Origin of the sequence: uncultured Roseobacter sp., assembly GCF_947488185.1 — a bacterium.
GTDB lineage: Bacteria > Pseudomonadota > Alphaproteobacteria > Rhodobacterales > Rhodobacteraceae > Roseobacter.
On record NZ_CANKYM010000001.1, the window covers coordinates 345,055 to 368,135 of the forward strand.

Consider the following 23,081-nt stretch of genomic DNA (forward strand, 5'->3'; position numbering starts at 1 on the left):
AATAAACCTCTAGATCCCCGCCGGAATATTCATTGGATCGCGTTTGATCATTTTGGGGGCAGTCAGGGCCTTCCACTTGCTCAGCGCCTCCGAGGCAGAGGAAAAGGCTGGCCGTGGGATGAACCGCCCGCGACCGGGGTTCGGCTGCGAGTTCTGCCCCCAGGCCCAGATGACCTCGCCCCGGTTCAGCGTATATCGGCTCTGTGCCTTCACCTCGAACCCCTCGAAGACGTTGTAATCCAGCACCGAATGATGATTGCTTGGCGAAATCGTCTTGGTGATTTTCGGATCCCAGACAACGATATCCGCATCCGCCCCTTCGACGATTGCACCTTTGCGTGGGTAGATGTTCAGGATTTTCGCCACATTGGTCGAGGTTGCGGCGACAAATTCATTCGGTGTCAAGCGGCCGGTCTCCACCCCTTCGGTCCAGAGCACGGCCAGACGTTCTTCCAGCCCGTTCGAGCCATTGGGAATAATCCGGAAATCGTCCCGGCCCGCGCGCTTTTGCTCGGTGTTGAAGGCTGCGTGGTCCGTGGCCACGACCTGCAGAGAGCCTGCCTGCAACCCAGCCCACAGACTGTCCTGATGGTCTTTCGAGCGGAACGGCGGGGACATCACCCGCCGCGCCGCATAGTCCCAATCCGTATCGAAGTAGACGCTTTCATCCAGCGTCAGGAACTGGATCAGCGGCTCGCCATAAACCCGCATACCCTTCTGGCGCGCACGTCGGATCGCCTCATGCGCCTGCTCGCAGGACACGTGCACGATGTAGAGCGGCACGCCTGCCGCATCGGCGATTGTAATCGCCCGATTGGCGGCCTCGCCTTCAAACTCGGGTGGACGCGAATAGGCATGTCCTTCGGGCCCAGTAATTCCCTGATCGAAGTATTTCTGCTGCATCTCGGCCACCAGATCGCCGTTCTCGGCATGTACCATCGGCAGCGCGCCCAGTTCAGCACAGCGTTTGAAGGAGGCAAACATCTCGTCATCCTCGATCATCAGCGCGCCCTTGTAGGCCATGAAGTGCTTGAAGGAATTCACCCCCATCTCGACGGCGTCCTTCATTTCATTGAAAACACTCTCGTCCCATCCCGTGATCGCCATATGGTAGCCCACATCTGAACAGATCTGAGGGGCGGATTTTCGGTGCCACTCGTTGATCGCATTCTTGATCGAGCCGTCCTCGCCGGGCAGGCAGAAATCCACCACCATCGTTGTCCCGCCAGCCGCTGCGGCCCAGGTGCCGGATTCGAAGGTTTCTGCCGCAGTTGTTCCCATGAACGGCATTTCGAGATGCGTATGCGGGTCGATCCCGCCGGGGATCACATAGGCTCCTTCTGCATCGATATACTCATCGCCTTTCAGGTCTTCGCCGATCTGGCTGATCGTTTCGCCCTCGATCAGCACATCCGCTTTCCACGTCCGGTCCGCCGTGCAGACCATGCCGCCTTTGATCACCTTGCTCATGTCATCTCTCCCATCTCACTGGCCACGTTTCTTCTGGCCTTAAATATCACGGGTGAGGCCAAAGGCCGAGGGCAACGCCCTTTTTCAAACCGAACCGAAACACCCCAACGCGGACCCGTGCACGCCGATGTCCAGTGGCCCAAAATCACTCTCCACACAAAGCGAGAAATATCCCGCGACCGGCATATACATCACCCGGTAGTCCCCGTCGCCCCGCGTCACGCTCCAACACTCCTGGGTCAGTCCGCCAGAGAAATTCACCCTCACCTTGCGCGGCGCGCACAACGCTCCGCGCATCGCCTCTGCCGTCCTTTGCAATATGACATCGGCGCCTGCCAAAGCGTCATCGATCTCCGCATCCACCAGCGCCGAAACCCGCTCTGCTATTGTCAGATCGGGCGAAATCACCCAACGATCTCCGCGGTTTCCACCACGGCATGCAACAGAACGTCAGTTCCGGCCATGGCCCAGTCCTTGGAGATCTCTTCCGCCTCATTGTGGCTCAACCCGTCCACGCAGGGGCACATCACCATGGCCGTCGGCGCCACCCGGTTGATCCAGCAGGCGTCGTGTCCCGCGCCAGAAATCAGGTTCATGTGGGAATACCCCAACCGTTCTGCGGCAGATCTTACAGCCGTCACACAGCCCTCGTCAAAGGCCACCGGGTCAAACCCGCCCACCTTCTCAAAGGCAATCTCCAGGCCCATCTCGTCGGCGACCTTCTGACCCTCGACGCGCAAACTTGCCTCCATATCCTCGATCACGGCGAGGTCGGGTGAGCGGAAATCAACCGTGAAAACCACCTTGCCGGGGATCACGTTGCGCGAATTGGGGTAGACGTCGATATGCCCCGCGGCCCCCACCGCATGGGGTTTGTGGCTCCAGGCAATCTCGTCGACCTTCTCCAGCACCCGCGCCATGCCCAGCCCTGCGTTCTTGCGCATCGGCATGGGGGTCGAGCCGGTGTGACTGTCCTTGCCGGTGATCGTCACTTCCGTCCACGACAGCCCCTGCCCGTGGGTCACGACACCGATGTCTTTCTCTTCAGCCTCCAGAATCGGCCCCTGTTCGATATGCAGTTCGAAAAACGCGTGCATCTTGCGGGCGCCAACTTCTTCATCGCCGCGCCAACCGATCCGTTTCAATTCGTCACCGAACTGTTTACCCTCGGCATCCACCCGCGCATAAGCCCAATCCTGTGTATGAATGCCTGCAAAAACACCCGACGACAGCATCGCAGGTGCGTAGCGCGTGCCCTCTTCATTGGTGAAATTCGTCACCACAATCGGGTGCTTGGTCTGCACATTCAGATCGTTCAGCGTCCGGATGATCTCGAGGCCCCCAAGCACACCCAGAACGCCGTCATATTTGCCGCCCGTGGGCTGCGTATCGAGGTGGCTGCCCACATAGACCGGCAAGGCATCGGGGTCCGTGCCCTCGCGGCGCGCGAACATGTTGCCCATCTGATCGAGCCCCATTTCACAACCTGCCGCCTCACACCACTTTTGAAAAAGCGCGCGACCCTCACCATCTTCATCCGTCAGCGTCTGACGATTGTTGCCGCCTGCCACGCCTGGGCCGATCTTGGCCATCTCCATCAGGCTGTCCCAAAGCCTGTCTGGATTGATCTTCAGGTTCTGTCCGGGCGCGGGCATGGCTGGGGTCCTTCCTGGCGGTGCTTATTTTTTGACCAAGGGCAATTTTTACCATTTGGTAAAGACACGATTGCGATTAGGGTGAGCCAAGTCAAGGCTTCCTTTTGCGCCTTTCTCATGTGAGCCTGTGAACATCTTTTATGCTGCCCGATTTTGCAGCAGCCCTTTGGAGGGAGACGCCCGTGCCCGACGGCGCCGATAAAAAGCCCAGCCGCATTCAGCAACGCAACCGTGGGCTTATCCTAGATGCCGCGCTTGATGTTTTTTCCAAACACGGCTACCGCGGCGCAACCCTTGATCAAATTGCCGAGGCCGCCGGGCTCAGCAAGCCGAACATTCTTTACTATTTCGATGGTAAGGAAGAGATCCACGTCACCCTTCTGAACCAGTTGATGGAGACGTGGCTGGACCCTTTGGTAACACTTGATCCGGACGGCGACCCCCTGCAGGAAATCCTCGGCTACGTGCAGCGCAAGCTCGACATGGCGCGGGATCTGCCCCGCGAAAGCCGCCTATTTGCAGGTGAGATTTTACAAGGGGCACCACGCATGGCGCCGCATCTGGTCACCGGTTTGCAACCGCTCTTTGATGAAAAATGCGCGGTGATAAGAGTTTGGATGGAAAAAGGTGCCCTGGCGACGGTTGATCCAAGACATCTGATCTTTTCGATCTGGGCGACCACACAGCACTACGCTGATTTCGATGCTCAGGTTCAGGTGCTGCTCCGCGATGATCCCGACCGCCACGGCGGGGCCGCCGAATATCTGGCAACGATGTTCACCAAGCTGTTGAGTCCTTAAGGCTTCAGTAACCTTCTTGCAAAATACACCTGCCCGTTAACACCCGATTAGTGTTCATATTGTTTTAATGGTTTGTGGGTGGCGGCTTCAGACTGTGAACAAGATTGGAGCGAAGTATGAGTGCGATATCCTTTAATGCCCCATATGCGCCACAGCCGGTGGCCCCTGCACAAAATGACACACAGGTTGCAGGCGTTCAGGCGGGCCAGCCGCCCGCGAAATCCGCATCCGGCAACGGCGCCAACATGGCATCAGATCATTCCGGGCAGGGGGCCGGGAATGGGACCGGAACAGGCGGCGCGCACCTCGCCAGTTTGCTGAAACGGGGGCGGGTGGCGATGCTGCCGGTTGAGGCGACGCCGAAATCCGTGATCGACGCGCAAGCCGACCAGCCTGCTGAAAACGAATACCTGGTGCAACAGGCCAAGCTTCGCGCTGAGTCGAAGGCTCTGCAGGAGGCGCGCGATGCAGCGCGTGCCGCAGACAAGGCCGCCGCTGCAGCGCAGGCAGCAGCGGAAGCCGCTAAACCAGAATTCAAACCCCCAAACCCGCTACCGACCGCACCCATTCTCGACCGCGGTGACGGCTAGCTAAGGCACCACTGCTACTCTGCGGCCTTGGATGCCGGATTGTTCGGATGGGTGGTCCAGTTGGCATAGTCCGGCTCCACCACCTTGCCTGTGCGCGAATCGACAAGGCCCGGTGCCATCGCCTCCATCGTGATGCAGTCCTCGACCGGGCATACGTTGACGCAGAGATTGCAGGCCACGCATTCCTCGTCGATCACGGTGAATGTGCGGTCTTCCGACATGGCAATCGCCTGATGTGAGGTGTCTTCGCAGGCGGCAAAGCAGCGCCCGCAAGAGATACACAGATCCTGATCGATCTTCGCCTTGGCCACGTAGTTCAGGTTCAAATGCTGCCAGTCGGTCACATTCGGCACCGCGCGGCCGACGATCTCGTCCACCGAGGTCAGCCCCTTGCTGTCCATATAGTCAGACAGACCGCTGATCATCTCCTGCACGATCTTGAACCCATAGGTCATCGCCGCCGTGCAGACCTGCACATTGCCCGCGCCAAGCGCCATGAACTCCGCCGCATCACGCCAGGTTGTGATCCCGCCAATGCCGGAAATCGGGATCTGCCCCAGGCTCGGGTCCCGCGCGATCTCTGCCACCATATTCAATGCAATCGGCTTGACCGCTGGCCCACAATAGCCGCCATGGGCCCCCTTGCCGTCAATCGTCGGCTCCGGCGCAAAGAGATCAAGATCCACGGAGGTGATCGAGTTGATCGTATTGATCAGCGAGACCGCATCCGCCCCGCCTTTCATCGCCGCCTCGGCGGGCTTGCGGATATCGGTGATATTCGGCGTCAGCTTCACGATCACCGGCATGCGCGTATTGGCCTTCACCCAACGCGTCACCATTTCGATGTATTCGGGCACCTGACCTACGGCCGAGCCCATGCCCCGTTCTGACATCCCATGCGGACAGCCGAAGTTCAGCTCGACCCCATCCGCGCCGGTGTCCTCGACCAAGGGCAGAATGAACTTCCACGGCTCTTCCTCACAGGGCACCATGAGCGAGACGATCATCGCCCGATCTGGATAGTCCCGCTTCACAACCTTGATCTCATCCAGATTGGTCTGCAGCGGCCGGTCGGTGATCAACTCGATGTTGTTTAATCCCAACAGCCGCCGGTCGGCGCCGTAGATCGCGCCATAGCGGGGCCCGTTCACATTCACCACATGCGGATCAAGACCCAGCGTCTTCCAGACCACACCGCCCCATCCCGCCTCAAAGGCGCGGCAGACGTTGTATTCCTTGTCTGTCGGCGGTGCAGAGGCCAGCCAGAACGGGTTCGGGCTCTTGATGCCCACGAAGTCACTTGTCAAATCAGCCATATCGGTTCCTCCATCGGGCGGGCGTTACGCCGCGGCCCCTGTCAGTGCCTCGTGAATATCCATTGCCGCGTCGCGCCCTTCGGCCACGGCCGTTACCGTGAGATCGTCACCCCCTGCGGCGCAATCACCACCGGCCCAGACACCTTGCAACGATGTCCGGCCCGCGTCATCAACCTTGATCTTGCGGCCTTCCAGCGCCGGCAGACCCTCTCCCACCAGCGACTGACCGATTGCGCGGAACACCTGATCCGCCGCCAGCCGCAAGGTCTGACCGGTCGGCGCCATCGCCCCATCGACATAGTCGAATTCAATCTCACGCACAGCACCGTTGCCAATGACCGCGCGCGGCACGGCGTGCGTCACGATCCTGACGCCCTTGCTTGTGGCCAGATCCTGCTCAAAGACGCTCGCATTCATCCGATCACGGCCCCGGCGATAGACCAGCGTGACATTCAAGGCACCCAACAGCCTGGCCTGAACGGCGGCATCAATGGCCGTCATGCCCCCGCCGATCACCACCACATCGCGGCCCACAGGCACCCGCGCCAGATCTTTAGCCTGCCGCAGGTCGGCGATGAAATCCACCGCGTCCAGCACGCCCTCCTTGTCCGACCCCTCGGCCTCCAACGCATTCACGCCGCCCAGACCCATGCCGAGAAAGACGGCGTCATGCCCCGCGCGCAAGCTCTCGAGCGTCTCTTCGCGGCCCAGTGCCTTGCCGAATTCGATGCGGATCCCGCCGATCTGCAAGAGCCAGTCCACCTCGGCCTGTGCAAAGCCCTCAACTGTTTTATAGGTCGCAATCCCGTATTCGTTGAGCCCGCCCGCCTTGGGCCGGGCGTCATAGACCACGACGTCATGGCCCAGCATCGCCAGCCGGTGAGCACAGCTCAGCCCCGCAGGCCCCGCCCCCACCACGGCAACCGTTTTACCGGTCGCCGCAGCTCGGGAGAAAGGATGGATGCCCTGTTCCTGCAAATGGTCCGTCGCGTAGCGCTGCAGCTGTCCGATCAACACCGGCTTCCCCTCCGCCAATTCGCGAACGCAGGCCTCCTCACACAGCTGTTCCGTGGGGCAAACCCGCGCGCACATCCCACCCATGATGTTTTGGCTCAGAATGGTTTTTGCAGCAGCATCCGGCGTGCCCGTTGCGATTTGTCGGATGAACAGCGGTATATCGATGTCGGTTGGGCAGGCGGTGATACAAGGCGCGTCATGACAAAAATAGCACCGATCCGCCGCCACCAATGCTTCATGCGCATCCAGACGCGGGTGCAGATCCGAAAAATGATCCGCATAAGCTTCGGCCTCCAGACGTGCCGGCACGATACCTGGTGTGAATGCGTCGCTGGACATGGATTCTTCCCATTCTGGCTTGTTCAATTCAAAAAAGCTGTCACGGAATCATTTTTTTATCAACTGGTAAAATTTGTTTCTCATTCAACAGCGGCTACACTGCTGAAAAAATGCGCAATGCACGGCTGGCGGGAATTCGCCTACCTCCCGCACGTAAGCGCTGTCATCAGAATTTGACTTGCTTTTGCGCTGACCGCCCCCAATATCGAAAGCGCGACGCGACAAACTATCGACCACTGCTCCTTCCGGCCAGTCATTCGATCTGCTTTCGACCGAGCCAAGCTGCCGCATTCCGCGGGCAGCACAAGACAGGAGACACGGGGAATGGCCACTGGCACCGTGAAATGGTTTAACACCACAAAAGGCTACGGCTTTATCGCCCCCGATGGCGGCGGCAAAGACATCTTTGTGCATATTTCTGCTGTTGAACGCGCAGGCCTCACAGGTCTGGCAGACAACCAGAAAGTTACCTTCGACGTGGAAGCGGGCCGTGACGGCCGCGAAAGCGCGGGCAACCTCGCACTGGCCTGATTTCAGGCATTTACACGATTTGCAAACGGGCGCCGCGGTGCCCGTTTTTGTATTCTCAGGGCGCGTCCCAATTTACGTCTTCCGCCTTCTCGACCTGTAATCGTCCGTCGGGCCAGGGGCGCAGCAACGGTGCGACCTGCTCTTGCGGGCCGGCGAGCCACAGATCGATATCTTCAGGATCAAGGATCACACCCATCCGGTGGTGTACGTCGATCACGTCTGCGGAGGGCGCACAGGTGAGCGTCGCAACCTGATCCACCTCTATGCCGCCGGGCCCCTGCCACCGATCCGTGATTGCGGCAAAATACAGAAACCCTCCGGAACGTGGCATGATCCGCCACGGTGTCTTGCGCCGCTTCTCTCCCGTCCATTCGTACCAGCCGTTCAGGGGCACAACGGCCCGCCCGGTCCCGGTGAAAGCGGATTTATCAAAGACCGTCTCGCTGCGCGCGTTCACGATGGTTTCCATCACCGGGCGGCCCCGCGCATTGACCCGCCCGACCGGAATGATGCCCCACCGCATCCGCGACAGCCCGGCATCGGTCAGCACAACGATCTCCTGCCCGGGGGCGATATTCCGGCGCGCAGGCTCATCCGCAACCTGTGCCGCATCCTGCTTCAGGGCAGCGGCAAGCTCCGTCATCGACGAGGTCAGAAAAAACCGTCCCGGCATGTCACTTCTCCACGAGGGCGATCAAATCCAATGCATAGGGCCCGAGCGCCTCCACGATCCGGACCACGCCGTCGGCATTGGGATGAATGCCATCGGGCTGCATGAAGGCACGGACCGACGCCGGATCGCCCTCCTCGATGCGCAGCCCCTCAAAAAAGCTGGGAGCAAAGAGCGTGCCGTATGTCTCGGACAACTCAGGATACATTGCGTCAAAAGCCTGCTTGTACGCCGGACCGTAGTTGCCGGGCGCCTGCATACCAACCAGCAACACCTCGACCTCCGCCGCGGCGGCGGCCTTAAGAATACCCTCAAGATTGGCGCGGCTGACCTCGGGATCGATCCCCCGCAAAAGATCGTTGCCGCCCAGTGCGACGATCATCGCATCGACCTCCGGCGTCAGCGTCCAGGCGGCCCGGCTCAGCCCCCCTGCGGTTGTATCCCCGGACACACCCGCATTGATCAGCTCTACATCAGTACCTTCTGCCTCCAGCCATCTTTGCAGTTGCGGCACAAACCCCTCGGTCTCGACAAGTCCGTACCCCTGCGTGAGACTGTCGCCCAGCGCCGCGATCACCACCTCCTCCGCCTGTCCCGCCACGGGGCAGAACAGCGCCAAACACATCACGACCTTGTGCATCTTGATCCAGCCTCCATATGCCACACGTATACCCGCCAAAGGTGTTTTACGCATGACAGATCCAGTCTTCTCTCTCAAAGATGCGACTTTATCGCTGGATGGCAATGCCGGGCGCGTTGATATCCTGCACGGCATCTCGCTTGAGGTACACGACGGGGAGAGCCTTGGACTGATCGGCCCCTCGGGCTCCGGCAAATCCTCACTGCTGATGCTCATGGGTGGGCTGGAGCATGCGACATCTGGGACCGTAATGGCGCTAGGGCAGGATCTCACGCGCATGTCTGAGGACGCGCTTGCCCGGTTCCGCCGCGATCACATGGGGGTGGTGTTCCAGTCTTTTCACCTGATCCCGACGATGACGGCCCTGGAGAACGTTGCAACTCCGCTGGAGCTTGCAGGTGATGCAGACGCCTTCGCCAAAGCCGAGGCAGAGCTGGCCGAGGTCGGTCTGGCACAGCGGGCCGATCACTATCCATCGCAACTGTCCGGCGGCGAGCAGCAACGGGTGGCGCTCGCCCGCGCCTCCGCCCCGCGTCCCGATATCCTGCTGGCGGATGAACCCACCGGCAACCTCGACGGTGCCAATGGGGCTGCGATCATCGACCTGCTCTTTGGACTGCGCGATCGGCACGGCGCCACGCTGGTCCTCGTGACCCACAGCCAGAGCCTCGCTGCCCGCTGCGACCGTGTGATCCGCCTCGGCGATGGCCGTGTGGTTCCAATGGAGCGCGCGGCGGAATGAGTCTTTCCCTCGCTGCCCGGTTTGCCAAGCGCGAGCTGCGCGGCGGTCTGCAGGGCTTTCGCATTTTTCTCGCCTGCCTCGCGCTCGGTGTGGCTGCGATCGCCGCCGTGGGTTCCGTGCGTTCCGGCATCGAAGCCGGTCTCGCCCGCGAAGGTGCCGCCCTTCTGGGCGGCGATGCGGAGATGGATTTCACCTACCGTTTTGCCACCGACGAAGAACGCGCCTGGATGGCGGAGGTCGCTGAAAAAGTCTCGGAAATCGTTGATTTCCGTTCCATGGCGGTGGTGGGCGAGGGCGACACCGCTGAGCGCGGCCTCACCCAAATCAAGGCTATCGACACGGCTTACCCGCTGATTGGCACGGTGGATCTGACCCCCGACATTCCACTCGATCAGGCGCTGGCTGTTGAAAACGGCCTGCCCGGCGCGGTGATGGAACGCGTGTTGATCGACAGGCTGGGCCTTGCTATCGGCGACACCTTCCGCCTGGGCACACAAGCGTTCCACCTGAGCGCCGAACTGGCCAAAGAGCCCGACAGCGCAGCGGGCGGCTTTGCCCTCGGGCCCCGCACAATTGTGACCACCGAAAGCCTCGCCAACGCGCAACTGCTCGCACCCGGCACCCTCTTTTCCACGAAATACCGCCTCGACCTGCCGCCTGACGCCGATCTCGCCGCCCTTGCCGAAACAGCACGTAGCCGGTTCGAAGACACCGGTCTGCGCTGGACGGATGCGCGCAACGGTGCGCCGGGAATTTCCGAATTCGTGGATCGCCTAGGCGCCTTCCTGATCCTCGTGGGCCTCTCCGGCCTCGCGGTGGGCGGGGTCGGTATCTCTTCCGCCGTCCGCGCCTATCTCGCGGGCAAGACCAGCGTGATCGCCACCCTGCGCACGCTGGGGGCAACCCGCCGCGTGATCTTTCAGACGTACTTCATTCAGATCGGCGTACTGTCCCTCTGTGGCATCGCAATCGGCGTGGTTCTGGGCGGGCTTGCGCCGCTGATCTTCGCCCCGCTGATCGAGGCACGACTGCCGATCCCCGCGGCCTTCGCGCTCTACCCTGCCCCGCTGATCGAGGCCGCGATCTACGGGCTGCTCACGGCCTTCCTCTTCACTCTCTGGCCGCTGGCCCGCGCCGAAGAGATCAAACCCGCGACGCTCTTCCGCGACGCGCTGATGTCGGCCCGCGCCTTGCCTGCTCCGCGCTATCTTGCCGCGACCGCGCTCGCGCTGGCGCTGCTGCTGGCCCTCGCAGGTTGGTTCTCCGGCACCTGGTGGCTGACCTTCTGGACCGCAGGCGGTATCTGCGGCGCGCTGCTATTGCTCGCAGGGGCCGCCCTGCTGATCCGTCACCTCTCGCGCCGGGGTGCCCACCTGGCGCGGGGCACGCCCCGCGCCAGGTGGGCGCTGGCCGCCATTTCCGGGCCGCGCGAAGGCGCCACATCAGTGGTGCTCTCGTTGGGTCTCGGCTTGTCGGTGCTGGCCGCCGTTGGCCAGATCGATGGCAACCTGCGCGGCGCGATCACGGGCAACCTGCCCGAGGTGGCGCCCTCCTACTTCTTCGTCGACATCCAGAAAGATCAGATGGCGGGCTTTACTGAACGGCTGGCAAGCGACCCTGCTGTCGAGCGCGTTCAATCCGCCCCGATGCTGCGGGGCATCATCACCAGGATCAACGGCCAACCCGCGCGCGAGGTTGCGGGTGACCACTGGGTTCTGCAAGGCGACCGCGGCGTGACCTACTCCGAGGCCTTGCCCGAGAACACACGTATCACCGCTGGCGACTGGTGGGCCGCGGATTACACCGGACCACCTCTGATCAGCTTCGCCACCGAAGAGGCCGCCGAGATGGGTCTGCAGATCGGGGACGAGATGACCGTGAACATCCTTGGCCGTGACATCACCGGCACCATCGCCAGCTTCCGCGAGTTGGATTTCTCCACCGCTGGCATCGGCTTTATCCTGGCAATGAACCCCGCGGCCCTCTCCGGCGCCCCGCATAGCTTCATCTCGACCGTCTACGCAGAGGAAGAGGCGGAAGCGCAAATCCTGCGCGATCTCGCAGGCCAATACCCCAACATCACGGCCGTGCGTGTGCGCGACGCCATCGACCGGGTCGCTGATGTGCTGGCCGGGCTGGCCGCGGCCACCTCCTATGGCGCGGCGGCCACGCTGCTTACGGGCTTTCTCGTGCTGATTGGTGCCGCGGCGGCTGGCATCAATGCGCGCATCTACGAAGCCGCCGTTCTGAAAACTCTCGGCGCATCGCGCCGCCACATCCTGATCAGCTTTGCCCTGCGCTCCGCGTTGGTGGGTCTCTGCGCAGGTATCGTAGCGCTTGCGGCGGGGATCACCGGTGGCTGGGCCGTGAGCCACTTCATCATGGATACGGACTTTTCGGTGATCTGGCTTTCTGCCCTGCCTATCATCCTTGGTGGTGTCCTGACGACGCTGATGGCCGGTCTTCTCTTCGCCTGGGCGCCTCTCAACGCGTCGCCCGCCCAAGTGCTTCGAGCGCGGGAATAAAAGTCTTCTTGCCTCCGGCGGGGATACTTCAGGCCAGAAGAAACAACGATTTCTTAACCAATGTCCGCTGGAATGAAGATGCGGTACAGGCGGGGACGCCGATGACCGCGTCAGGAGAAGCCAAAACGCTTCTTGAACGGGGAGCAGTTGGAAAACCGCTCCCCGTTTCTTCTGGCCTCAAATATCCCGGGGGAGGCCCGAAGGGCCGGGGGCAGCGCCCCTTATTCGGCAGCCTCGGCATAGTCCTCCATCGGTGGGCAGGTGCACACGAGGTGCCGATCACCATAGACATTGTCGACGCGGTTCACCGGTGGCCAATATTTGTCGACCCGGAACGCGCCCGGCGGGAAACACCCCTCTTCCCGGCTGTAGGGTCGATCCCAATCACCCACCAGATCTTCGACCGTGTGCGGTGCGTGTTTCAGCGGGTTGTTCTCGACATCCATTTCGCCTGCTTCCACCGCAGCAATCTCTGCCCGGATCGCCAGCATCGCATCACAGAACCGGTCAAGCTCCGCCTTGGTCTCGCTCTCCGTCGGCTCCACCATCAGCGTGCCCGCCACCGGCCAGCTCATGGTCGGCGCGTGAAATCCGCAGTCAATGAGCCGCTTGGCGATATCTTCCACGGTCACGCCCGCACTCTCATCAAAAGGCCGCACATCAATGATACACTCATGCGCCACCCGCCCCGTTGGCCCTTTGTAGAGCACGTCAAACGCGCCCTCGAGCCTCTGTGCGATGTAGTTGGCGTTCAGGATCGCGACCCGAGTCGCCTGCGTCAGCCCCTCTCCGCCCATCATCAGGCAATAGGCCCAGCTGATCGGCAGCAGCGACGGTGATCCGAAGGGAGCCGCTGACACCGCTCCTTCGCCGCCATTAGGCGCGCCTGGCAAATGCGGCACCAGATGCGCTTTCACGCCAATTGGCCCCATGCCCGGACCGCCGCCACCATGCGGAATGCAGAAGGTCTTGTGCAAGTTCAAGTGGCTCACGTCCCCGCCCAGATCGCCGGGCCGCGACAGCCCGACCATCGCATTCATGTTCGCCCCGTCGATATAGACCTGCCCGCCATGCGCATGGGTGATCCGCGTGACCTCCGTGACCGTCTCCTCGAACACCCCATGGGTGGACGGGTAGGTGATCATGCAGCCTGCGAGGTTCTCGGAATGCTGCTCTGCCTTGGCGCGGAAGTCCTCCAGATCGATGTCACCGTTCGCCGCCGATTTCACAACCACGACTTTCCAGCCCACCATCTGAGCGCTCGCCGGGTTGGTGCCATGCGCGCTCATCGGGATGAGACAAATGTTGCGATGTCCCTGCCCCTGCGCACGGTGATACCCGGCGATAGACAAGAGCCCCGCATACTCCCCCTGTGCGCCCGAATTGGGCTGCATGGAAATCGCATCGTAGCCTGTGATATCGCACAGTTTGGCACTCAAATCGTCGATCATCTCCGCATACCCCTGCGCCTGATCGGCGGGGGCATAGGGATGGATCAGCGAAAACTCCCGCCAGCTGACCGGCATCATTTCGGCGGCGGAGTTGAGCTTCATCGTGCAGGACCCCAGCGGGATCATCGCTCGGTCCAGCGCCAGGTCACGATCCGCCAGCCGCCGCATATAGCGCATCATCTCGGTCTCCGCCCGGTTCATGTGGAAAATCGGGTGTGTCAGATACTTCGACGTCCGCAGCATCTCTTCGGGGAAGCGGTAGTCGGGGCGGAAATCCTCGTCCTTCCGATCAATCCCAAAGGCCCGCCAGACCGCTTCCAGCGTTGCAGGCTTGCAGCGCTCATCCAGCGTGATCCCCACACGGGCCTCTCCGACCGCGCGCAGGTTGATCCCCTCATCCACGGCGGATTTCAGCACGGCCGCCTGCAACGGCCCCACATCCACCGTGATCGTGTCAAAACAGGCCTTTGGGTCCACCTTGAAACCTGCCGCTTCCAGCCCCTTGGCCAGACGCACGGTTTTCCGGTGAATGCGCTGTGCAATCGCGCGCAATCCTTCCGGCCCATGAAACACCGCATACATCGACGCCATGACAGCCAGCAACGCCTGCGCGGTACAGACATTCGATGTCGCTTTCTCGCGCCGAATATGCTGCTCGCGCGTCTGCAGGCTGAGCCGGTAGGCTCGGTTGCCATGCGCATCGACCGAAACGCCGACAATCCGTCCGGGCATCGCGCGCTTGTAAGCGTCGCGGCAGGCCATATAGGCCGCATGGGGGCCGCCATAACCCTCGGGCACGCCGAAACGCTGAGTCGAGCCCACGGCGATATCGGCCCCCATCGCGCCGGGCTCCTTGAGCAGCGTCAGCGCCAGAGGATCGGCAGAGACCACGCCAATCGCACCGTTGTCATGCAGCGCGGTCACGTGGTCGGTGAAATCATGCACATGGCCGTAGGTGCCCGGATACTGGAAAATCGCCCCGAAGACCGCCGACGCATCCATCTTTGCGGGGTTGCCGACGATCACCTCGATCCCCAAGGGCGCGGCCCGCGTCTGCATCACCGCGATGTTCTGCGGGTGGCAATCGCGATCGACAAAGAACGCCTTGGCCTTTGACTTCGCAACCCGCTGCGCCATGGTCATCGCCTCGGCGCAGGCCGTTGCCTCATCCAGCAGCGAGGCATTGGCGATCTCCAGCCCGGTCAGATCGCTGACCATGGTCTGGAAGTTCAACAGCGCCTCCAGTCGTCCTTGCGAAATCTCCGGCTGATAGGGCGTGTAGGCCGTGTACCACGCCGGGTTCTCCAGAATGTTCCGCTGGATCGCGGGCGGTGTGACCGTGCCGTGATATCCCTGCCCGATGAGCGAGGTCAGCACCTTGTTCTTGGCACCGGTCTTGCGCAGATGCTCCAGCACCTCGCGCTCCGACATCGCTTTGCCAAAATCCAGCGGCTCTTTCTGTTGGATCGCAGGCGGCAGCGTGTCGTCGATCAGCGCATCGAGTGAGGCCGCCCCGACAACGTCCAGCATCTCCGCCATCTCCACCGGAGACGGCCCGATATGCCGCCGGTTGGCAAAATCATATGGCAAATAGTCGGTTGGCTTGTACACCATCGCATCGCTCCTCTCGCGCGCTCTTCACGCGTCACCCTTCGTCAATTCTCAAACACCCGTTACGCCCCTCGGGCGCTCAGGCGATGAATTTCTTGTACCCCGCTTCATCCATGAATTCGTCCATCTGGCTGGCGTCACTCACCGACATCTTGAAGAACCACGCCTCACCCTGCGGATCCTCGTTCACCATCCCGGGATTGTCCGTCAGTGCTGTGTTCACCTCGACGATCTCGCCATCGACAGGCGCCAAAATGTCGCTGGCCGCCTTCACGCTCTCGATCACCACGACCTCCTCGTCCTTGCTGACCGTAATGCCATCATCCGGCAGTTCGACAAACACCACATCGCCCAGCTGCTCGGCCGCGTGGGTGGTGATGCCCACCACCATCAAACCGTCTTCTTCGCGCAGCCACTCGTGCTCTTCGGTGAATTTCATATCTTGGTCTCCTGTTGATTATCTCTTGAAATTGGCGGGCACAAACGGGAGCGCCGCAACGTCCACGGCCAAGCGCTTGCCCCGCACTTCGCCCCAAATCCGGGTGCCGACCTCGGCGTGCTCTGTGGTCACATATCCCATGGCCACCGGCCCCTCGACCGTGGGGCCAAAGCCACCTGACGTGACAGTGCCGATCTGCGCGCCGCACTCTTTGGCATCGAAAAGCTGCACGCCCTCGCGCATCGGCGCGCGGCCCTCGGGACGCAACCCGACCCGTTTGCGCGCCACGCCATTGGCAAATGCGTCGAGAACAACATCGGCCCCGGGAAAGCCTCCCGCCCGCGCACCACCGGCCCGACGTATCTTTTGCACCGACCAGGTCAGGCCCGCCTCGACCGGTCCGGTCATCGCATCAATGTCATGTCCGTAAAGGCAAAGCCCGGCCTCCAGCCGCAGGGAGTCCCGCGCGCCCAGGCCAATCGGGGCGACACCGTGATGTGTCAGCAGACTGCGGACCAGCGTCTCCGCCTCATCCGCGGCCACAGAAATTTCAAACCCGTCCTCGCCGGTGTAACCGGAGCGCGAGGCCCAGACGGCATGGCCACAGAGGGCCAGATCAGCCACATCCATAAACCGCATTTCTGCGGCGCGTACATCCTGGTCCTCGATCACCGCCGCCGCCCTTGGGCCCTGCAGCGCGATCAGTGCGCGGTCCGTCAGCTCCGTCACTGAAATTTCATCCGGCAGGCCTGCCCGCATCCGCGCCACATCCTCTGCCTTGCAGGCCGCGTTCACAACGACAAACAGATCATCGCCGCGCCGCGCGAACATCAGGTCATCCTCAATCCCACCGGCGTCATTGGTGAAGAGACCGTAGCGCTGCCGCCCGTCTTCCAGCCCCAGCACATCCATCGGGACCAGCGCCTCAAACGCCAGCGCCACCGCCTCCCACGAGGGCCCGGACAGGATCACCTGCCCCATATGGCTGACGTCGAACAGCCCCGCCGCCGCGCGCGTGTGCAGATGTTCCTTCAACACGCCCATCGGGTACTGCACAGGCATCGCATAGCCTGCAAAGGGCACCATCTTCGCGCCCAGCTCTACGTGCATATCATGCAACGGGGTCTGCGCAAATTCACTCATCCGACCTCTCCCTTAAAGCCGGTTCTGCGTGAGAATGGACCGGCATCAGATACACGCAAAACGCGCGCCCTAGATGCCCCCTCTGTCTTTTCGCCTGAGATCGTTATCCCTTCGGCGGATGCCACATGGCACCTCTCTCCAGAGTTCTGCAATCCCGCACGGTCCGGTGGCCTGAGAGTTTCCGGGGCGGTTGCTCCTTCGGCACCGGCTTTGCAGCCGGTTCTCCCGGGCGGGATGTGTCGGGACGGTATGCCAGCGTATGCGGTCTGGTCAAGATGTCTTGTGCCGCCCGCACCATAATGTTTGAGTGCGCGGGACTGCGCGAAAGACAGACCATGAGCGATCCTTATTTCTTTGGCTATGGCAGCCTTGTGAACACCAAGAGCCACAGCTACCCCGACCCCCATCCCGCCACGCTGAAGGGCTGGCGCCGCGCCTGGGTCGCCACGCCGCGATTCGGTGTGGTGCTACTCACTGGTGTGCCCGCCCCGGGTCACAGCATCCAAGGTCTCATCGCCGCTGTGCCGGGCGCTGATTGGGCAGCACTTGATGCCCGCGAAAGCGGCTATGCCCGCGTGCCCGCCCATGGCGATATCGACCACGCGCATCCCGCCACGCCCGAGATCGCCGTCTATGCGGTGCAGCGGGAAAACATGCTCAGACGCAGCAATCAGATGATCCTGCTCAGCTATCTCGATATGGTGGTGCAGGGGTTCCACGAGGTCTTTGGCGAGGCCGGGGTGCAGGGGTTCTTTGACAGCACAGATGGCTGGGACACCCCGATCCTGAATGATCGGGCAGACCCCGTCTATCCACGTCACCAGCAACTGACCGAGCTGCAAACCGGGCTGGTGGACGACCACCTGAACCGGTTATCGGCGCAGGTGAAAGAGCGACATGAGGCGCCCCTGCCGCCCGAATTCTGATTTTTTGACAGGCTCACTGTCTGCAGCAGCCTCGCGCATCACCCGCCCCGCCAGGATCCAGGCGATCACGCCAAAGATCACGCCCGCCAGCGCCTGCCCGATCAGCACACCGGCAGGCCCGTACGCCCATGCGCCCAGCAGCACAAGGGGCACCATCCCCACGGTATTTCGGCCCCAGTTGAGGAAGGTCGAGTAAAACGGCCGCCCCATGTTGTTGAAGGCCGCGTTGCCCACGAAGAGCACCCCGTTGAAGAAAAACAAAAGCGACAGCGGGCCGCAAAAGAGGAATACCAGCTCGCGGGTAACGCCCGTTGCATCGAAGAGCGCCGCGATCTGGCTGCGTAGGCAGAAAAGGATGACCGAGACCAGCACGATTACGATGGCCGTGAACAGCACCGCGTCGTTGAACCCGCGCCGCACGCGGTCGTGATCCCGGGCGCCGAAATTCTGTCCGAGGATGGGGCCCACGGCGCCCGAGAGGGCAAAGATGATCGCAAAGGCCAAGGGTGTCAGGCGCCCCACAATGGCCATGCCTGCCACTGCTGCCTCTCCGAACTGCGCCATGGTCCGGGTCACGATGGCTTGGCCCACCGGTGTGGCGATCTGGGTCAGGATAGCGGGCGCGGCGATGGCGAGGATAGGCCCCAAGTCGCGCAGCATCGGCCCCAGTTGAGGCCGCCCCAGCCCGCCATAAAACCGAATGATCGGGCGCAACGCCATCACCGCAATCGCCACATTCGCGGCGACCGAGGCGAGCGCGGCGCCCGTCAGCTCCAGCCCCAGCCCGAAGATCAGGATCGGGTCCAGTACCGCATTCACAAGTCCGCCCCAGATCGTGGCCATCATTGCACGCCGCGCATCGCCATGGGCCCGCAGGATGGCCCCGCCGATGATCCCGATCATCAGAAACGGCAACGCGGGCACCGTGATCCGCAGATAGGAGAGCGCCAGATCCGCCGTCTCTCCGGTCGCGCCCATGAGCGACACGAGCCACGGCAGGTTCACCCAGACCGCAGCGGCAAAACAGATCCCGAAGATCGCGCCATAGGCCAGCGCGTGGGTCTTGCGCGCCTCGGCCCTGGCGTGGTTGCCTTCTCCCAGGGCGCGCGCCACCAGCGCACCGGCGGCAACCGCCATGCCAATACCAAAAGACGTGTTGAAAAACAGGATCGCGGCGGCGTAGCCCACCGCGGCAGCCAACTCCTCCTTGCCCAGCATCGCGATGAAGATCATGTCGATGAAATCGACGGCAAAGACCGCCATCAGCCCGATCGAAAAAGTCGATGCCATGACGGAGATATGGGCAAAGAGATTGCCGGTCAGGAATTTTGCCTGCGCCTCAGCCATGGCCATCTGCCCGTCTCACGCTGCACCCGAGACTTGATCTTGCAGTTGGCGCAGACCCTAACCCGACAGGGACCCTAGGGAACGGTGGCCTGAAGCCCACCTTACCTGCCAGCCGTGCGGGCCTTGATCACCTGCAAGAGCGGCATCAGGGCCGACATGTCAGGACCATGCGCCTGACCCGTCAGGGCCTTGCGCAGCGGCATGAAGAGCCCGCGCCCTTTGCGACCCGTGGCTTCCTTGACCGCTGCGGTCCATGTGCTCCACGTATGATCGTCAAACGGGGCTTCGGGCAGCAACTTCATGGCCTCAGCAACGAAATCCGCGTCCTCGGCGTCAATCTCCGGCGCCGCCCCGCTGTGCATCATCGTCCACCAACCCTGCAAATCGTGCAATGTGGTGATGTTCTCACGCGTGACCTCCCAGAACTGGGCGGCCTTGTCATCGGGCACACCGGCCCCGGCGATGGCCTCGGCCACCTCTGCCAGGGGCAGTCCCGCCAGATGCCGCGCGGTCAGCGGGAAGAGGTCCTGCTCATCGAATTTCGTCGGGGCCGAGCCGAACCGCGTGATGTCAAAGCCGTCGATCAGTTCGGCCATATCGGCGCGCAGTTCCACCGGGTCCGAGGACCCCAACCGTGCCATCAGGCTGAGCAGCGCCATCGGCTGTACCCCCTGCGCGCGCAGGTCGCGCAGCGAGAGCGTGCCAAGGCGTTTGCTGAGCGCTTCGCCTTGTGGGCCAGTCAGCAGCGAGTGATGCGCAAAGCTGGGCACGGTGCCACCAAGCGCCTCGATGATCTGAATTTGCGTGGCCGTGTTGGTCACATGGTCCGATCCACGTACCACGTGGGTCACGCCCATCTCGGTGTCATCGACCACTGAGGCCAGCGTATAGAGCACCTGCCCGTCCCCACGGATCAGCACCGGGTCGGACACGGAGGCCGCATCGATCGAGATATCGCCCAGGATGCCATCGGCCCACTCGATCCGCTGCTGATCCAGTTTGAAGCGCCAGACGCCCGCGCCCCGCTCTGCACGCAGCGCGTCTTTCTCCGCGTCGCTCAGCGCCAGCGCCGCCCGGTCATAGACCGGCGGCTTGCCCATGTTGAGCTGTTTTTTCCGCTTCAGGTCCAACTCGGTCGGTGTCTCGAAGGCCTCGTAAAAGCGCCCGATCTCACGCAGCTTGTCGGCGGCTTCCGCATAGCGATCCAGCCGCTCGGACTGCCGCTCCACCCGGTCCCAGTGCAGCCCCAGCCACTCCAGGTCCTGCTTGATCCCATCGACGTACTCTTCCTTGCTGCGCTCTGGATCGGTGTCGTCAATGCGCAGAATGAAGGTGCCGCCCGCCTTGCGCGCGATGAGGTAGTTCATCAGCGCGGTGCGCAGGTTGCCGATATGGATGTGCCCAGTGGGCGACGGGGCGAAACGGGTGGTGGTCATGCGTGTCTCCTGTTGCCTCGCGGGATGTCATAGGCGCTGGGATTTGTCCAGCGATGGGCCTTAGGTGGCAGTGACCGGCCAACGGCTTGCGAGATCGTCGAGACCAGCGCGCACGAGACGTTTCAACAACTCTGTGTCCACATCCTCGAGCTTGTTGATGTAGAGGCAGGATTTTCCCGTCTTATGCTTGCCCAAATCCGCGAGGATCGCACTGAAATCAGCGTATCCGGGCATGATGTAGACCGATAGCCTGGCCTTGCGGGGTGCAAAGCCGGTGGCGAAGAACGTGCCCGACCGGCCGGAGGCGTAGGTGTAGTCGTAGGTGCCATAGCCCAGCATACCCCCAGACCAGAGCCGCGGGGCCCAGCCGGTCACTTCGCGAAAGAGGCTGTCGAGCACGCTGGCTTCCTCGTGCCGACGTTCGGGCGTTACCGCCGCCAGAAAAGTGGCTACCTCCACCGCCTCACTCATGATGCCTCCTCGCAAAAATATGATTGGCCGCAAACAGTTTTTCATGGGCACGTCGCATGTGCATACTACCTCAGAGAGCATCCAACAGGAAAGGAAAGTGATCATGTCCGATCAGATCAAAGTCTCCCGCCGTGCGGCCCTTGCAGGCGCCGCCGCCCTGCCACTCGTTGCTGCTGCCGGTGCCACGCGCGCCGCGGCACCTATGATGGGGACTGCCATGTCGCCTTTTCATCGCATCAAGGTCGGTGGCTTCGACGTCACGACCCTGCTGGCCGGTACCCGCGCCGTCGAAGGGCCACACAACATATTCGGGTTGAACGTCGATGCGGATACTTTTGCTGCTGTCTCCGCTGAAGCCAATCTGCCCACTGATGTATCGCAGTTCTTTTTCACGCCCACCGTGGTCAACAGCGGGTCAGAGCTGGTGCTCTTTGACACCGGGCTTTCGGGGGCCGGCACAACCGCTGCGCTGGAAGCTGCGGGGTACACGGCGGACCAGATCGACGTGGTGGTCATCACGCACATGCACGGCGACCACATCGGCGGCATGACTATGGAAGATGGCAGCCTGACCTATGGCAATGCGCGTTATGTGACGGGCCGCGCGGAGTTCGATGCCTGGGCCGCGCAGGACAACGATAATTTCAAGGCCAAGATTGCGCCGTTTGCCGAACAGTTCTCCTTCCTTGAGGACGGCGGTTCGGTCGCCTCCGGTCTGACCGCCATGGCAGCCTTCGGCCACACGCCGGGCCATATGACCTACATGGTCGAGGACGGTGGCACCCAGCTGGTGTTGGGAGCGGATTTCGCCAATCACTATGTCTGGTCGCTGGCGCATCCGGATTGGGAAGTGAAGTTCGATATGGACAAGGCTGCGGCGGCGGCCACGCGGCGGCGCATTCTGGACATGATGGCGACGGACAAGACCGCCTTTGTCGGCTACCATATGCCCTGGCCCGGGATCGGCTATGTGGAGAAAGCGGGCGACGGCTTTGCCTATGTGCCGCACAGCTATCAGTTGATGTTGTAATGCGCTGTGGGGCGGTGGCCTGAAAGCCCACCTTACCTGCTTTCAGAGCCGCCCCGCTTTTTCGAACTGTTCCCATCCAAATCGGACGAATTCCGTGCGGAAGGAATGGCCGCCGTCGAACAGGCAGAACTTGAGCGTGTCACCGGCGAGGTTGTCTTCTTCGGAGCATTCCAGATCACCGTAGGTGGCCTGCGCTAGGGGTTCGAATTTGCCGTAGTCGCGATACATCTCCAGCGCCGCGCTGACCTCGCCTTGATGGGTCGGACCGATGGGCCGCCCATTGAGCGGGACAGTGCGGTCTGATGTGCCGTGGATATGGATGATACTGGCCACGGGCCCGGCACAGGTTTCCGGCGGCTCCAGCCAGAAAGTGCCCGAGATCGGGATAAACCCGGCAAAGCGGTCACTCATGGAACAGGCGAGGTTCCAGACCATCATGCCGCCTGCGCTGAACCCGCTTGCCACGATGCGGCTTTCATCAATGGCAAAGCGATCCGTCGCATCCTCCAGCATCGCCGCAAAGTAATCGAACTCCTCAGCGCCATCCGTATCCATATGCCGCGGCGCGTTTGGAATGACCCAATCGTCATCCTTTGATTTCACCGCAATCAGCGCAACACCCATCTCCGATGCCATGCGTCGCAGTGATCCATTGCGCATCACCCCCTGTGCAGATCCTCGATAGCCGTGGGCAAATACCAGCGCCGGAACTGGTGTTGTGCCGTCGTACCCGTCCGGCAGAGCAATGCGGTAGTGTCGATCCCCCAATGTGCAATCCGTCTCCGGCCCGCAGGCCATGGCCATCGTGCCACTCGCCCCCATCAGGATTGTGCTCAAAAGAAGTGCCCGCATGAAAAACTCCATATGATCTTTCCGTGCACTCTGTGCGAGACCCAGATCAGCCTCAAATCACAAGCGCGAGACCATCTGGC

21 protein-coding genes and 1 riboswitch are annotated in these 23,081 nt (G+C 62.0%); of the genes, 7 read left to right on the forward strand and 14 right to left on the reverse strand.

What is annotated here, in order from left to right:
• Positions 1-9: 9 nt before the first annotated feature.
• The 3 genes from hydA to Q1A52_RS01980 form a co-directional block, all read right to left on the reverse strand.
• Positions 10-1,470, reverse strand: coding sequence for a dihydropyrimidinase (gene hydA / locus Q1A52_RS01970; RefSeq protein WP_300010130.1), 1,461 nt, complete (start codon positions 1,468-1,470; stop codon positions 10-12).
• Positions 1,471-1,554: 84 nt separating this feature from the next.
• Entirely contained in the window at positions 1,555-1,878 is a 324-nt protein-coding gene (locus Q1A52_RS01975) for a hypothetical protein (RefSeq protein WP_299957105.1), read from the reverse strand.
• Positions 1,875-3,125 (reverse strand): Zn-dependent hydrolase, encoded by a 1,251-nt coding sequence (locus Q1A52_RS01980; protein ID WP_300010133.1) that lies wholly within the window; start codon positions 3,123-3,125, stop codon positions 1,875-1,877. The genes Q1A52_RS01975 and Q1A52_RS01980 overlap by 4 nt, the downstream gene beginning before the upstream one ends.
• A gap of 140 nt (positions 3,126-3,265) precedes the next feature.
• Between Q1A52_RS01980 and Q1A52_RS01985 the strand changes: the two genes are divergently transcribed.
• Together Q1A52_RS01985 and Q1A52_RS01990 are read left to right on the forward strand one after the other, a co-directional pair.
• Positions 3,266-3,925, forward strand: coding sequence for a TetR family transcriptional regulator C-terminal domain-containing protein (locus tag Q1A52_RS01985; RefSeq protein ID WP_300010135.1), 660 nt, complete (start codon positions 3,266-3,268; stop codon positions 3,923-3,925).
• A 116-nt stretch (positions 3,926-4,041) separates the two neighbouring features.
• The gene (locus Q1A52_RS01990; protein WP_300010138.1) at positions 4,042-4,515 is read left to right on the forward strand and encodes a hypothetical protein; all 474 of its coding nucleotides are present in this window, start codon (positions 4,042-4,044) and stop codon (positions 4,513-4,515) included.
• A 14-nt stretch (positions 4,516-4,529) separates the two neighbouring features.
• Here the strand turns inward: Q1A52_RS01990 and preA are convergent, their stop codons facing one another.
• Both preA and Q1A52_RS02000 read right to left on the reverse strand, forming a co-directional pair.
• Positions 4,530-5,831, reverse strand: coding sequence for an NAD-dependent dihydropyrimidine dehydrogenase subunit PreA (gene preA / locus Q1A52_RS01995; RefSeq protein ID WP_300010141.1), 1,302 nt, complete (start codon positions 5,829-5,831; stop codon positions 4,530-4,532).
• A gap of 24 nt (positions 5,832-5,855) precedes the next feature.
• Positions 5,856-7,187, reverse strand: coding sequence for an NAD(P)-dependent oxidoreductase (locus Q1A52_RS02000; protein ID WP_300010144.1), 1,332 nt, complete (start codon positions 7,185-7,187; stop codon positions 5,856-5,858).
• 324 nt (positions 7,188-7,511) lie between these two features.
• Between Q1A52_RS02000 and Q1A52_RS02005 the strand changes: the two genes are divergently transcribed.
• Positions 7,512-7,718: a cold-shock protein gene (locus Q1A52_RS02005; protein ID WP_159977586.1), complete on the forward strand. Its 207-nt coding sequence runs from the start codon at positions 7,512-7,514 to the stop codon at positions 7,716-7,718.
• A 55-nt stretch (positions 7,719-7,773) separates the two neighbouring features.
• Here Q1A52_RS02005 and Q1A52_RS02010 read toward each other — a convergent pair whose 3' ends face one another.
• Both Q1A52_RS02010 and Q1A52_RS02015 read right to left on the reverse strand, forming a co-directional pair.
• On the reverse strand, positions 7,774-8,391 hold the full coding sequence (locus Q1A52_RS02010; RefSeq protein WP_300010147.1) for an SOS response-associated peptidase: 618 nt from the start codon (positions 8,389-8,391) through the stop codon (positions 7,774-7,776).
• Between the two features lies 1 nt (position 8,392).
• Positions 8,393-9,028, reverse strand: coding sequence for an arylesterase (locus tag Q1A52_RS02015; RefSeq protein WP_300012117.1), 636 nt, complete (start codon positions 9,026-9,028; stop codon positions 8,393-8,395).
• Between the two features lie 52 nt (positions 9,029-9,080).
• Between Q1A52_RS02015 and Q1A52_RS02020 the strand changes: the two genes are divergently transcribed.
• Positions 9,081-9,770, forward strand: coding sequence for an ABC transporter ATP-binding protein (locus tag Q1A52_RS02020; RefSeq protein WP_300010150.1), 690 nt, complete (start codon positions 9,081-9,083; stop codon positions 9,768-9,770).
• The gene (locus Q1A52_RS02025) at positions 9,767-12,295 is read left to right on the forward strand and encodes an FtsX-like permease family protein (RefSeq protein WP_300010153.1); all 2,529 of its coding nucleotides are present in this window, start codon (positions 9,767-9,769) and stop codon (positions 12,293-12,295) included. The genes Q1A52_RS02020 and Q1A52_RS02025 overlap by 4 nt, the downstream gene beginning before the upstream one ends.
• 221 nt (positions 12,296-12,516) lie before the next feature.
• On the opposite strand, the gene gcvP is transcribed toward Q1A52_RS02025, so the two are convergent.
• From gcvP to gcvT, 3 genes are all read right to left on the reverse strand, one after another.
• Positions 12,517-15,360: an aminomethyl-transferring glycine dehydrogenase gene (gene gcvP / locus Q1A52_RS02030; RefSeq protein ID WP_300010156.1), complete on the reverse strand. Its 2,844-nt coding sequence runs from the start codon at positions 15,358-15,360 to the stop codon at positions 12,517-12,519.
• A gap of 76 nt (positions 15,361-15,436) precedes the next feature.
• Entirely contained in the window at positions 15,437-15,796 is a 360-nt protein-coding gene (gene gcvH, locus Q1A52_RS02035) for a glycine cleavage system protein GcvH (protein WP_300010159.1), read from the reverse strand.
• A gap of 18 nt (positions 15,797-15,814) precedes the next feature.
• Positions 15,815-16,939 (reverse strand): glycine cleavage system aminomethyltransferase GcvT, encoded by a 1,125-nt coding sequence (gene gcvT, locus Q1A52_RS02040; RefSeq protein WP_300010162.1) that lies wholly within the window; start codon positions 16,937-16,939, stop codon positions 15,815-15,817.
• 149 nt (positions 16,940-17,088) lie between these two features.
• A riboswitch (glycine riboswitch) is annotated at positions 17,089-17,177 on the reverse strand.
• A 97-nt stretch (positions 17,178-17,274) separates the two neighbouring features.
• On the opposite strand from gcvT, the gene Q1A52_RS02045 reads away from it, so the two are divergent.
• Positions 17,275-17,865, forward strand: a complete 591-nt coding sequence (locus Q1A52_RS02045; RefSeq protein WP_300010165.1) for a gamma-glutamylcyclotransferase family protein — start codon at positions 17,275-17,277, stop codon at positions 17,863-17,865.
• Here the strand turns inward: Q1A52_RS02045 and Q1A52_RS02050 are convergent.
• From Q1A52_RS02050 to Q1A52_RS02060, 3 genes are all read right to left on the reverse strand, one after another.
• Entirely contained in the window at positions 17,812-19,212 is a 1,401-nt protein-coding gene (locus tag Q1A52_RS02050) for an MATE family efflux transporter (RefSeq protein ID WP_300012120.1), read from the reverse strand. The genes Q1A52_RS02045 and Q1A52_RS02050 overlap by 54 nt on opposite strands.
• A gap of 101 nt (positions 19,213-19,313) precedes the next feature.
• Complete coding sequence (gltX, locus tag Q1A52_RS02055; protein ID WP_300010168.1) at positions 19,314-20,648, reverse strand: glutamate--tRNA ligase; 1,335 nt, start codon at positions 20,646-20,648, stop codon at positions 19,314-19,316.
• Positions 20,649-20,708: 60 nt separating this feature from the next.
• A complete protein-coding gene (locus Q1A52_RS02060; protein WP_300010171.1) occupies positions 20,709-21,119 on the reverse strand; it encodes a DUF1801 domain-containing protein in 411 nt (136 codons plus the stop codon).
• 103 nt (positions 21,120-21,222) lie between these two features.
• Between Q1A52_RS02060 and Q1A52_RS02065 the strand changes: the two genes are divergently transcribed.
• Positions 21,223-22,149, forward strand: a complete 927-nt coding sequence (locus Q1A52_RS02065) for an MBL fold metallo-hydrolase (protein WP_299829013.1) — start codon at positions 21,223-21,225, stop codon at positions 22,147-22,149.
• Between the two features lie 42 nt (positions 22,150-22,191).
• Here the strand turns inward: Q1A52_RS02065 and Q1A52_RS02070 are convergent, their stop codons facing one another.
• Positions 22,192-23,001, reverse strand: a complete 810-nt coding sequence (locus tag Q1A52_RS02070) for a prolyl oligopeptidase family serine peptidase (protein WP_300010174.1) — start codon at positions 22,999-23,001, stop codon at positions 22,192-22,194.
• Between the last annotated feature and the right edge of the window lie 80 nt (positions 23,002-23,081).

What these genes read in the sequence shown, in the direction of transcription:
- Q1A52_RS02010 (WP_300010147.1), bottom strand. Translation starts at nt 8,391, where the DNA reads ATGCCGGGACGGTTTTTTCTGACCTCGTCGATGACGGAGCTTGCCGCT.
- Q1A52_RS02005 (WP_159977586.1), top strand. Translation starts at nt 7,512, where the DNA reads ATGGCCACTGGCACCGTGAAATGGTTTAACACCACAAAAGGCTACGGC.
- gltX (WP_300010168.1), bottom strand. Translation starts at nt 20,648, where the DNA reads ATGACCACCACCCGTTTCGCCCCGTCGCCCACTGGGCACATCCATATC.
- gcvH (WP_300010159.1), bottom strand. Translation starts at nt 15,796, where the DNA reads ATGAAATTCACCGAAGAGCACGAGTGGCTGCGCGAAGAAGACGGTTTG.
- Q1A52_RS02020 (WP_300010150.1), top strand. Translation starts at nt 9,081, where the DNA reads ATGACAGATCCAGTCTTCTCTCTCAAAGATGCGACTTTATCGCTGGAT.
- Q1A52_RS02060 (WP_300010171.1), bottom strand. Translation starts at nt 21,119, where the DNA reads ATGAGTGAGGCGGTGGAGGTAGCCACTTTTCTGGCGGCGGTAACGCCC.
- Q1A52_RS01985 (WP_300010135.1), top strand. Translation starts at nt 3,266, where the DNA reads ATGCTGCCCGATTTTGCAGCAGCCCTTTGGAGGGAGACGCCCGTGCCC.
- Q1A52_RS01990 (WP_300010138.1), top strand. Translation starts at nt 4,042, where the DNA reads ATGAGTGCGATATCCTTTAATGCCCCATATGCGCCACAGCCGGTGGCC.
- Q1A52_RS02045 (WP_300010165.1), top strand. Translation starts at nt 17,275, where the DNA reads ATGAGCGATCCTTATTTCTTTGGCTATGGCAGCCTTGTGAACACCAAG.
- Q1A52_RS02000 (WP_300010144.1), bottom strand. Translation starts at nt 7,187, where the DNA reads ATGTCCAGCGACGCATTCACACCAGGTATCGTGCCGGCACGTCTGGAG.
- gcvP (WP_300010156.1), bottom strand. Translation starts at nt 15,360, where the DNA reads ATGGTGTACAAGCCAACCGACTATTTGCCATATGATTTTGCCAACCGG.
- hydA (WP_300010130.1), bottom strand. Translation starts at nt 1,470, where the DNA reads ATGAGCAAGGTGATCAAAGGCGGCATGGTCTGCACGGCGGACCGGACG.
- Q1A52_RS02070 (WP_300010174.1), bottom strand. Translation starts at nt 23,001, where the DNA reads ATGCGGGCACTTCTTTTGAGCACAATCCTGATGGGGGCGAGTGGCACG.
- preA (WP_300010141.1), bottom strand. Translation starts at nt 5,831, where the DNA reads ATGGCTGATTTGACAAGTGACTTCGTGGGCATCAAGAGCCCGAACCCG.
- Q1A52_RS02015 (WP_300012117.1), bottom strand. Translation starts at nt 9,028, where the DNA reads ATGCACAAGGTCGTGATGTGTTTGGCGCTGTTCTGCCCCGTGGCGGGA.
- Q1A52_RS02050 (WP_300012120.1), bottom strand. Translation starts at nt 19,212, where the DNA reads ATGGCTGAGGCGCAGGCAAAATTCCTGACCGGCAATCTCTTTGCCCAT.
- Q1A52_RS02065 (WP_299829013.1), top strand. Translation starts at nt 21,223, where the DNA reads ATGTCCGATCAGATCAAAGTCTCCCGCCGTGCGGCCCTTGCAGGCGCC.
- Q1A52_RS01980 (WP_300010133.1), bottom strand. Translation starts at nt 3,125, where the DNA reads ATGCCCGCGCCCGGACAGAACCTGAAGATCAATCCAGACAGGCTTTGG.
- Q1A52_RS02025 (WP_300010153.1), top strand. Translation starts at nt 9,767, where the DNA reads ATGAGTCTTTCCCTCGCTGCCCGGTTTGCCAAGCGCGAGCTGCGCGGC.
- gcvT (WP_300010162.1), bottom strand. Translation starts at nt 16,939, where the DNA reads ATGAGTGAATTTGCGCAGACCCCGTTGCATGATATGCACGTAGAGCTG.